8 protein-coding genes are annotated in these 9,975 nt (G+C 68.7%); 7 read left to right on the top strand and 1 reads right to left on the bottom strand.

Annotation, left to right across the window (positions count from 1 at the left end; translation table 11 throughout):
* From ABTZ94_RS33325 to ABTZ94_RS33305, 5 genes are all read left to right on the top strand, one after another.
* Positions 1-1,446, top strand: a 1,446-nt coding sequence (locus ABTZ94_RS33325; protein ID WP_351206502.1) for a TnsB C-terminal domain-containing protein, incomplete at its 5' end; no start/stop codon positions are given.
* The gene (locus ABTZ94_RS33320; protein WP_351206500.1) at positions 1,443-2,255 is read left to right on the top strand and encodes an AAA family ATPase; all 813 of its coding nucleotides are present in this window, start codon (positions 1,443-1,445) and stop codon (positions 2,253-2,255) included. The genes ABTZ94_RS33325 and ABTZ94_RS33320, both read left to right, overlap by 4 nt.
* Positions 2,256-2,621: 366 nt before the next feature.
* On the top strand, positions 2,622-4,847 hold the full coding sequence (gene tap, locus ABTZ94_RS33315) for a telomere-associated protein Tap (protein WP_351206498.1): 2,226 nt from the start codon (positions 2,622-2,624) through the stop codon (positions 4,845-4,847).
* 7 nt (positions 4,848-4,854) lie between these two features.
* Positions 4,855-5,421: a telomere-protecting terminal protein Tpg gene (tpg, locus tag ABTZ94_RS33310; RefSeq protein ID WP_351206496.1), complete on the top strand. Its 567-nt coding sequence runs from the start codon at positions 4,855-4,857 to the stop codon at positions 5,419-5,421.
* A gap of 140 nt (positions 5,422-5,561) precedes the next feature.
* Entirely contained in the window at positions 5,562-6,752 is a 1,191-nt protein-coding gene (locus ABTZ94_RS33305; RefSeq protein WP_351206494.1) for a hypothetical protein, read from the top strand.
* Positions 6,753-7,032: 280 nt separating this feature from the next.
* Here ABTZ94_RS33305 and ABTZ94_RS33300 read toward each other — a convergent pair whose 3' ends face one another.
* Positions 7,033-7,800, bottom strand: a complete 768-nt coding sequence (locus tag ABTZ94_RS33300) for a GntR family transcriptional regulator (RefSeq protein WP_351206492.1) — start codon at positions 7,798-7,800, stop codon at positions 7,033-7,035.
* Positions 7,801-7,949: 149 nt separating this feature from the next.
* On the opposite strand from ABTZ94_RS33300, the gene ABTZ94_RS33295 reads away from it, so the two are divergent.
* Both ABTZ94_RS33295 and ABTZ94_RS33290 read left to right on the top strand, forming a co-directional pair.
* Positions 7,950-8,738 (top strand): DapH/DapD/GlmU-related protein, encoded by a 789-nt coding sequence (locus tag ABTZ94_RS33295; RefSeq protein ID WP_351206490.1) that lies wholly within the window; start codon positions 7,950-7,952, stop codon positions 8,736-8,738.
* A gap of 18 nt (positions 8,739-8,756) precedes the next feature.
* The gene (locus tag ABTZ94_RS33290) at positions 8,757-9,941 is read left to right on the top strand and encodes an acyl-CoA dehydrogenase family protein (protein WP_351206488.1); all 1,185 of its coding nucleotides are present in this window, start codon (positions 8,757-8,759) and stop codon (positions 9,939-9,941) included.
* Positions 9,942-9,975 lie beyond the last annotated feature (34 nt).

Raw genomic sequence — 9,975 nt, 5'->3', positions numbered from 1 at the left:
TTCGGCGTCGACCCCCGCACCGTCGACCGCTGGCTCGCCAACGCCCGCGCCAACAACGGCACCTACCAACCCCAAGACCGACCCTGCTTCACCCTCACCCCACTCATGCTCGACGCGGTAGCCCGCTGGCGCGGCAACGCCACCGCCGCATGGAGGGAACTACGCACCGCGGGCCACCCCGTCCCCTCCCTGCCCACCTTCCACCGCGCCACGAACAGAGCCCTCACACCCGGAGTACGAGCCGGCCTCCGCGGCGGAGAAAAGGCCCGACGACGCTTCGACATAGCAGGCGAACGCGACCGCCACCACCGCAACTACGCCTGGGAAACCGACCACGTCGAAGCCAGCGTCAAAGTCCGCATCGAAGGCCACACCCGCAAACCATGGATCACCTTCTTCGTCGACTGCGCCACCTCAGCCATCTGCGGCCTCGCCATCAGCCCACAACGCCCCAGCCGCGAAGGCGTCCTCGTCGCCATCCGCGACGCCATCCTCATCGACGAACACCACGGACCGTTCGGCGGCATCCCCACATACCTACGCGTCGACGGCGGGAAAGAATTCCTGTGCGCCACAGTCAAGGAAGCACTCGGCGTCCTGGGAACCGAAATCATCGCCCTGCCACCCTTCACCCCCGAGGGCAAAGGCAACGTCGAAGCAGTCAACGGCGCCATCAAAAAGACCCTGTTCGCAGGCATGCCCGGCTACACCCACGCCCCCACCCTCCACGGTGGCAAACCCGTCGACCCCGACCAGCCACTGCTCCACTTCGAAGCGTTCGTCGGCCTGGTCCTGGAATGGGTCCACCGCTGGAACCACGAAAGCACCCCCAGGCGCCTGGAAGGCCAGACCCCCCGCCAAGCATGGGACGCCGACCCCGCGCTCATCGAAACCGTCACGGCCGAAGACCTCCACACCTACACCCTGGAGCGCCACGGCAAGCCCCTGACCATCAACAACGGCGGTGTCCGCTGGCGCAAACGCAACTACATCGGCGACTGGATGCACGGCCGCGTCGGCGAAAAGGTCAACCTGCGCTACCTCCCGCACCACGATCACCGCGTCGAGCTCTACGACCCGCAAACCGGCCGCCATCTCGGCGCCGCCGTCATGGCCCGACAGGCGACCCGGGAGCAGACCCTCAGCCTCAAACGAGCCAGGCGACGCGAAGCCGACCGCCTGCGCGCCCAGTTGAAGGAGGCCGAGAAGAACCGCAACACCCGCTACGCGGCCGCAACCCACCCTGCCCCACCCGTACCCCTGGACGTCATGCCCGAGGAAGAAGCCCTCGAGCACCTGCGGGCCCTCGACGGCTTCAACCCGGCAGCAGAGGCACTGCCCGACCTCATCCAGCTACCCGAACCCGACGCCGGATGGACCCTGCCCCTCAACCCTGACACCGCCCCGCCACCCCGGCCGCCGACACCCCCCAAGGACCAGCCGTGAACACCACCCCCACCACTTCGCCTCGCCCCAGCCAGCTTCCGCCGCCCAGCCAGGACCACTACCTGGGTCTCACCGGAGCCAACGCCATGGCCACCAAAGCCGTAGCAGAAACCGAAGCCCGGATCCTCAAGGCCATCAAACACAACGCCATGGTCTGCATCCACGGACACGTGGGCCTCGGAAAAACCTTCGCCGTCCACACCGTCCTACGCCGCCGCGCCCCCGAAACCACCGTCCGGCTGCGCTACAACAACGGCGCCAACATGAACGAAATCCGAACCCAGCTCTGGCGGCGCCTCGACCTGCCAGGAGAACCGCCACAGGCCGTCGGCCCCTGCGACCAGCACATCCAGGACGCACTCGAAGCAAAGCCACACGTCCTGCTCATCGATGAAGTGCAAGGGCTCGGCGCGAAGGCACTGGAGTACTTCCGCATGCTGTGGGGCGACGACGCCCGCCGCGCCGCCATCATCCTCGTCGGCAGCGGCAACGCCCGGCAGAAGATCCTTAACAACCCGGCCCTGCACTCCCGAATCCTCGACTGGTACCAGTTCAGCCCCCTCACGCCGACCGAAGTCCAGTCCATCATCCCCGCCTACCAACGGATCTGGGCCGGTGCACAGCCCGAACTGGTCTTGTACACCGACGACATGGCCGGCCACGGATCGTTCCGGAACTGGGCAAGAATCACCCTCCTCCTCCACGACGCACTCGCCGAGAACCCTGACCTCACCCTCAGCAAGGACCTCATCCGCTGGGCGCTCAGCCGCATCGACCCCACCACCCGCCACACCCCGCAACGCAGCTGAGCTGAGCTCACTACGTGGCGTGCACCGCGCACCGGTCATCATCCGGTTCGGGTGTGCCACGGTAGATCTGCCGGTGGCAGCGATGGCAACACAGGCGCAGGGAGGACCCAACGGATGAACGGGCAGATAGATCAGCGGACGGCACTGCTCATGCTCGTTGGCTGCTGCACTTCCTGATGAAGTGGCGCTGACCGCGTGCCGTTCGTCTCTGCTCAAACTTCGATGGCACGCGCTCAAGGTTCGTTGGCGCGGGACACATGCCACCTCACGGAGGTGTGCACACCTCCACTACCGAACGCACTTCGTACGGCAAACGTACGCAACATGTACGCTTCGTGGGGTAGGTTGTGGATCAGGAGGTGCTCCATGTCCGAGTTGTTCGATGCGGTCGACGCCCTGCTCGCGTCCCGCGCCACACTGCCACCCCCGGCGGAGCGCAAGCGCCTGCGTGCCGCGCACGGCCTGACGATCGATGAGGTGGCCACCACCCTGAAGGTACGCCGGGCCACGGTCAGTGGGTGGGAGTCCGGCAAGACCGAGCCCCGCCCGCCGGAGCGCGACGCGTACGCGCGGCTGCTGGACAAGCTCGCGGAGCTCTACCCCGCCCCGGCCGACACGAACGTCCCCGACCAGGACGCTGCCGTCCCGGCCACGTTCACCTCTGTGCCCGCCCCGGCGGAAGCACGGCCACAGTCCACCGGTCCGGCGCCCCAGGCCACGGAAATGACTGCAACCGAGAACACTCAGACCCCTGCCCCGACTCCCGTTGCCGCTGCTCCGGCGGTCGCGCCGCGTCCGACGCGCACCACCAGGCAGACATCCTCGACGGCGCGCCGCCCTGGCGCAGCCCCGGCGGGCGAGATGGACCCGCGGTTCGAGAACGGTCCACTGGCGGTCGTGGATGTCGAGGATGGGAAGGTGCTGGCGTACTGCGTCGGCGGCCTGGTCCTGGACGTGCCTGCCAAGAGCCTGCCGTCCCTGGTGGACTGGATCCTCAAGGAGGCGAAGCTCGGTCAGCCGAAGATGTCCGGTCCGGGCAAGCCGGCTGACCCGCTGATCGTACTCACCGAAGCCGCCCTTGAGCGCTATGGCCTGCCCGTCACCCTCACGGAGGAGGAGACGCGCGCCGGGCGGATCCCGGAGGGCCACAAGGTCATCAAGCAGCTGACGCGTGCGCAGTGGCAGTTGACGAAGCGCGGGTTCGGGCCGTGGGCGAGGATCTACCGCCCCGCGAAGGGTTCGGACTGCCAGTGCGTGCAGCTGTGCATCCCGTCGTGGAACGCGCTGGACATCCGGCACTGGGGCACCGCCGCGCAGCTTCCGCCGGCGGAGCTCGCCCGGGTGCTGGGTGTATACGCGTCGCGGGTGATGACGCCGCGCGGTTCCACGGCCGTGACCGGCTTGGAGCTGATGACCGCGCTGCACCCGGCGACCCGCGCCTCCGAATTGGACGACGAGGGCAAGCGGCACTCCGAGCACAACCCCGGCTCGCTGGGCAAGGAGCCGGTCGACTGCGCGCCGTGCGAGGCGCCGGACGGGCACCCGCTACTCAAGAACCTGCCGCGCTTCCACGTCCGCGGTCCGGCGGAGAAGCTGTTCGAGGAGGCGTACGACTGGGCGAGGCCGCTCACCGATGACGAATGTTTGCGCCGCAACCTCGTGGGCCTGGACGTCAACATGGCGTTCGCCGCCGGAGCGAACGGGCTGAACGTCGGCCTCGGTGAGCCGACGCACATCAAGAACCCAGTGTTCGACCCGAAGCTCCCGGGAAGCTGGTTGGTCGACCTGAGCCACGTCGACCTGTCCCGAGTGAAGGTAGGCAAGGAATGGGCAGAGCTGGACGGCGGAATGCTGCCCGGCCCGTTCACGCCGAAGGGCGAGCGCCCGGAGGGGCCGGCCTGGTACGCGACACCAACCGTCGCCTACGCGGTGGAACTCGGGTACGACGTCGCGCCGACCGAGGCGTACGTCCGCTACGAGAACGGCCGTTACCTGGACGGCTGGTACAACCGGCTGCGCGACGCCTACCTGACCACGATGGCCGACCTCGGTGTCGACGCAGACCTGTCGCCGCAGGACTTTTTGACGGCGATGGACGGCTACAAGAGCCGCGACCCGGAGCTGGGACTCGTCGTCTCGGCGGTCAAGGCGACGGTGAAGGGCGGCCTGGGCAAGCTGCGCGAGCGGCCCCGCGGCGAGGGATGGAACCCCGGCGAGCCGTGGCGGGCGCTGTCCCGGCCCACCTGGCGGCCCGATATCCGCGCCGCGGTCATCTCTCGCGTCCGGATCAACCTTCACCGCAAGCTCGTCAAGCACGCGGCGTTCACCGGTCAGTACCCGGTCGCGGTCAACTCCGACTGCGTCGTCTACGCGGTCGACGGTCAATCGCCGCTGGACTTCCTGCCCTACCGAGAGGGCAAGCCGCTGCCGGGCGGCTTCAAGCTCGGGGTCAACCCGGGTCTGGTGAAGCACGAGGGAACGCAGAGCGTGCTGTGGGGAGAGGGCGTCCGGGAGCAGTACAAGGCCCCCGAGCTCAACCTCGCCCGCTACATCAAGGACGGCATCGTCACCAACAAGGACGACGGGGAGTAGGTAGGCGATGAGCAGCAAGGAATTCGGGGAGGGCCTCGACAAGGCGGTGCAGAAGGCATTCACCCGCCCAGCGCCGAAGTCAGCCGGCGCGCAGATGCGCTACCTGGTCAAGCAGCTGGGCGGCACCAAGGCGGTGGCCCAGAAGCTGCGGGTCTCCCAGCGCACCGTCGAGCGGTACGTGAAGGACCAGATCAAGAAGCCCCGCCCGGACCTCGCCGCCCGGCTGGACAGCGAGGTCAAGAGGCGGTGGCAGCCACAGATCAGGGCCAAGGCCAGACAGAAAGCGGCGACGACCAGCGGCATCGTCATCGACGTCCACGCCCGCCTCGGCTACGCCGGGGCACCGATGGGCACGACGGACGAGGACCGCATCCGACACCTCACCGTGGCCCTTCCACCTCAGCATGCGGGCCGCCTCTTCGACGCCCAGCAGCAGGGCGCAGGCGAAGACCGGCTGCGCGAGCTCGCCGCCGACGCGCTCCGCGAGGTGTACTTCCAGGACGGCGGCCGCCGCGCCGGTTCTCTACAGGAAGTCCAGATCAACGACGTGCTGAACCTGGACTTCGGCCTGTAGGGACCGCGCCTCGAACAGCCCACGAGCCTGGACCGGTCTGTCCGCGCTCGCTCGCGGATCTGCGGGCTGGAAGTTCGTGCACGTGGTGCCAGTCCGACGACCGGGCCCGCATTATCTACCAGACGGGTGATGATGAGGTGGTGAGTCTGGACTTGAGTAACTACGAACTGCTTTGGCCCACGCCGCTGTTCGTGGCCGAAGGGGAGCATGCCCTTCGCGCTGCGGACCGCTCCTGGGACGAGCGCGTCATATGGCTTCTGACCGAAGCCCTCGTCGGCAGCACGCCCGCCGCGGACTTCGCAGAGATACCCGCAGCCACGGATCCGACAGGCGATCCCTGGGCCAGCACAGCCAGCCGCTGGGGCGCCGCCCAAAAACCCGAGAAGGACCAGCAGCGCGCCTGGCTCCGGGAGCTCCTCGGACGTGCCTCCGAGCTCCAGCACGCGGCAGTGCCACGCCCGTACTGGCCCCACCGGAATGGCCAGGGAGCCTCCCGGGACGGCCGCGCAGAACAAAACCCCCGCAAGAACTTCGCCCGCCTCATCAGTACGTTCGTCGACAACGGCTACCTGGCCGAGGCGTTCGGAGCGTACTGCGTCGACGACCACGACGACCTACCCGACGCCTCCGAGATTATCGAGGACCGCCTGGGCATTTCCGGTCTGTGGCCCCTGAGCTGGGAAACCTGGGACGAAGACACCTTCTACGGCATCATCGAAGTCTTCCACGACCTGGTCAGCCGACCCCGCACACGATGGCACCACCCCTATAGCGGCTGCGGCTGGCACCACCAGGAGTTCCATCACGGCCCGGCCCGCATCCTGTACCGGTGGAAGGTCAACCGGCTGCTGGGCGAGGCCGGCATCGAGTACGAGCTGGCCTCGGAGGGCGAGGAACTCGGGCGCCTGGTCGCCGTCACCGACGACGCACGCAGCGAGTTGCTTCACCGCACCCTCAACGACAGCGCCCCCGGCATCCTCGGCGACGTCGACCACGCCATCGCGCTCTTCCGCAGACGCGACACGTCGACCGAGAACAAGCGGTCGGCGATCGTCGCCCTCGCGCGGGTCCTGGAGGAGCGCCGCACCCTGATCAAGGAGCACCTCGGAAAGGACGAAGGGGCCCTGTTCGAGATCGCCAACCGGTACGACCTGCGCCACCGCAACGCCGGGCAGCACGGTGACTACGACGACGCGTTCCTCGACTGGATCTTTTGGTGGTACCTCGCGACGGTCGAGCTGACCACCCGGCTGATCACTTCACGCACCCCGCCTGAACAGGCTGCAGCACCCAAGAGCCACGAAAGCCCGACCAATCTCGGACCGTCCTAACCCTCACCAAAGCCGTTCAGCATCGGGGCCAGTCCGGCTGCCGCGCCGCGTCCAGGGCCGCCCAGGCTGAGGACTGGCGCTCCCGGTGTCGCTTCCTTGCAGTCGATGGCGTGCAGGACTCTCCGCCCCGGTCCGCGGCTGCCAGCCTTGACCGGCACCCAGCCGGACGGGCGGCGCGACCCCAGCATCTGCTCCACTACGGAAGGCGCTCCAGGTACTCGGCGGGCACAGCGTCGTACGAGACGCCGCGTACGTGCTGGCCGGCTGTGGGTCGTGCGGGTCAGGTCTGTTGTGCGCTGGTGTGCCGGGTGAGGCCATAGCCGATTTCGAAAGTTTCGGCGGACATGCGGGTGTCGTTGATTTCCAGCACGGCGTTGTCGGGGCCTGTGGTGGTGCGCAGGATACGGAGCAGCGGGACGCCTTTGGGAAGGTGTAGGCATTCGCTCTCGGTGGGGGTGGGCATGCGGGCGCTGACGGCCTCTTCCCATGACAGGGGGGCGTGGCCCATGTGTTCGAGCAGGTCGTAGATGCCGCCGGGGCCTGTGTCTTTCTCGGCGAGGCGGGTACCGCGGGCCAGGGGGGCGGGCAGGTAGCTGGTCGCCAGCTGCAGGGGGGTGTGGGTGGCGGCATCGCCCATGAGGCGGTCGCGCACCAGGACGTCCTCCCCTTCTTGCCCTTCGGGAAGCCCGAGCAGGGTGGCGATGTCGCGGGGGGCGGGTGCCCAGGTGATGGTGGGGGGTTCCAGAGCGGTCCATGGCTGTGCGGCGGGGTCGAAGTAGTAACCGCGTTCGTCGCGGTAGACCTGGCGGCTGCGGGTGAGGCGCCGGCGGACCGGGCGGGGACGGACGATGGTGCCCCTGCGGCGGGTGACGTCGATGAGGCCCTCGGCCTCGAGTTCGGCGAGGGCTTCGCGCGCGGTCTGCTTGGCCACTTCGTACCGCTGGGCGAGGTCGACGAGTTTCGGCAGGGTGCCGCCCGCGGGGTAGGTCCCGTCCTCGATGGCGCCGCGCAGCTCAGCGGCCATCTGCCGGTAGGCGGGACTGCTCATCCGTACCTCCTGTTTCATGCGGATTCGGACAACCTCACGCGATAGTCCTAGCCCTATTGACGACACTCTTGCCGGTGTCGACGATAGTCCTAGTTCTAATGCTCCGTCGGTGCTTCGGCACACCCTCACCCTCGAACGGAGGCCCCGTCATGGGGACACCCCTCTTTCCCACCCTCCCCACCGCCGCCCTTTCCCAGTTACTGTCCCTGGGACTACTGGAGATCGGTACCGGCTGCCGCATCAGCCCCCACACCCTGATCGAGCCGGCCGACGAGCAGGGCACCCTGCGCCCGGTCCGGATCGGTGACCACGCCGTCATCGGCGCCTTCACGATCCTGCACGGCGGCACCCGCATCGGCGACGGCGTCCGCATCGAGGACCACGTCGTCATCGGCAAACCGGAAACCGGCTACGCGGTCGGCCACACCTACCCCGGCACCGGCACGGACACCCACATCGGCGACGGGGCCACCCTGCGCTCCGGCACAGTCGTCTACGCCGGCACCCGGATCGGCGACAACACCGCCGTCGGACACCACACCCTGATCCGCAGCCACAGCCACTTGGGCGCTGACAGCGTCCTGGGCCACTTCCTCGTCATCGAACGCGCCTGCCACTTCGGCGACCGCGTCCGCTGCTCTCCCCTCTCCCACCTCACCTCCGAAACCGTGCTCGGGGACGATGTTTTCCTCGGGGCGGGCATCCGCACCGTCAACGACAAGCACCTGATCTGGCGCGAGCCGGACCGCATCCCCACCCTCCTGCCGCCGCGCTTCGAGACCGGCTGCAAGGTCGGCTCCGGCTCGACCGTCCTGGCCGGCATCACCGTCGGCGAACACGCCCTGGTCGGCTCCGGATCCGTCGTCACCCGCAACGTCGCCCCTGGCACCACCGTGTACGGCTCCCCGGCCCGCCCCCACCCCGCCACGACCTGCTGACCCGTGAGGGAACACACCATGCAACCTCTCTGCGTCACCACCTGGATTGCTCCCCTCCAACCGGCCCTGCCAGGGCTGGGTGAGCGCGAGCTCGACGAACTGCGCACCCTGGAAACCCACCTCGTCCAGGCCCTCACCACCCACACCGGCCCGCCCACGAGCACCGACCTGCTCGCCCTGCGCCGCCACCTCGCCGCCCTCAGGAAGCCCGACGCCGTACCCGACCTCGCCCCGCACGCCCTGGCACTGACCGACGCCCTGACCGCCTTCCTCTGCGGCTTCTACGACCTGGACCTGCGCGACACCGTCGGCACTGGCCACGGCCGGATGATCCTGCGCCACGCCTGCGAACCGGTCCGCCGGCACTGGGCCGCACGGCTCGCCGCAGGCGATCTGGTCGGCATCGCGGCCACCGAACGCCACGGCGGCAGCCGCCTGCAGGAGATCACCACACAGGCCACCGAACACCCCGGTGGCGGCTGGTTGCTGAACGGCGAGAAGTGCTGGGTCTCACGCCTCACCGAAGCCAGCGGCTTCGTCGTCTTCTTCAAGGACCCCGCCGGAGAGCTGACCGCGGCCGTCCTGGACGCCAACACCCCCGGACTGCAACGCCAGACCATCCCACCGGCCGGACTGGGCGGCTGGGCCTGGGGCAACCTGTCCCTCACCGACGTCCCCCTGCACCCACAGGACCTGCTGAGCACAACAGGGGACGGGCTGCGCGTCTTCCGCCGGCACTTCGCCCACTTCCGCCCGCTGGTCGCCGCCACCGCGCTGGGAACTGCGGCCGGAGCCCACACCGCCGTCACCGCCAACCTGACCGCTCGCCTGAACACCCGCCTTATCCGCCGCCTGCGCGACAACGCCCTGGTCACCCTCGGCCGCACGCACGCCGAACTCAACGCCGCCCTCCTGCACGCCCTCGGCGCCGCCACCATCACCGCCGCCGGCAGCCCCCATAGCGACATCTGGTCCCGCGGCGTCAAAGCACACGCCGTCGACACCGCCCACCGCACGACCGCCGAACTCTCCCTCCTCGTCGGTGCCCTCGCCTTCCAGGCCCACTCACCGCTGGCCAAAGCCCGCGCCGACCTCGGCGGACTCCTCTACGCCGACGGCATCCACGACGCACTCCAACGATCCGTAGGCCGCACCCTCACCACCACCCAGCCGGCACAACAACCCCACCCGCAGGCCAGCTGAGCAACCGCGTTGGTGGTCCGGCCCCACAATGGGC

The organism is Streptomyces sp. NPDC002785, from assembly GCF_040295565.1.
Taxonomy (GTDB): domain Bacteria; phylum Actinomycetota; class Actinomycetes; order Streptomycetales; family Streptomycetaceae; genus Streptomyces.
The sequence above is the reverse complement of the archived record's forward strand: the minus strand, read 5'-3'. Positions and strand labels throughout refer to the sequence as shown.